This is a genomic window from Acinetobacter sp. TUM15071 (genome assembly GCF_008980925.1).
GTDB classification, from domain to species: domain Bacteria; phylum Pseudomonadota; class Gammaproteobacteria; order Pseudomonadales; family Moraxellaceae; genus Acinetobacter; species Acinetobacter dispersus.
On the sequence record NZ_BKGB01000041.1, the window covers coordinates 1 to 751 of the forward strand.

Consider the following 751-nt stretch of genomic DNA (forward strand, 5'->3'; position numbering starts at 1 on the left):
GCATCAATGGTTTTATCACCATCCGCCAACAAGTCACTACCTGCAACACTCGCGCTCCAGTTGCCTGTTGCTGGATCAACGGTCGCTGTATAGGTCACGCCATTGATCAACAAGGTCACAGCACTGGTCGCTGCATCAGCAGGAACACCAGTCAAGGTACCTGTGATGGTTACATTGCCACCTGACTCTGCCGCATTCAATACGTTGTCAGCTGTCACAGCCGCAATCGTTAACACCGCACCCGCTGGGTTCGGTGGCGTAATATCCACGGTATAACTGTGGTCAGTGCTCACAGGTCCGACACCGGTTACATTCACGGTGACGTTGATGGTGCTGTCTGCATCGGCACTCAAGTCGCTACCTGGAACGCTCACGCTCCACGTACCACCTGCCTGTACTGTGGTGTTGTACACCGTACCATTCACATTCACAGTCACTGCATCACCCACCGTGAAGCTGCCCACCACTGAACCACTCACGGTTTGGGTTGCGCCTGCTTCAACAGCATTGATGATGTTGTCACCCGTAATTGGATTGACCACCACCACTGGTGTGGTGATGTCGACTGTGTAGCTCGCATCCGCAGTGGCGTTGCCCACGTTGCCTGCTGCATCGGTTGCTGCAATGCTGACGTTAATCACTTTGTCAGCATCAAGTACCAATTGCCCGCCGGCAACCGTCACAGCCCAGGTACCACCCGCTTGTACGGTGGTGGTTAAGTTAACGCCATTGACGTTCACGGTCACCACAT

The 751-nt window shown here is 54.2% G+C and carries 1 protein-coding gene; it reads right to left on the bottom strand.

The window, feature by feature from the left end:
- Nucleotides 1–751, bottom strand: a 751-nt coding sequence (locus GBI66_RS19110; RefSeq protein ID WP_151717178.1) for an Ig-like domain-containing protein, incomplete at both ends; no start/stop codon positions are given.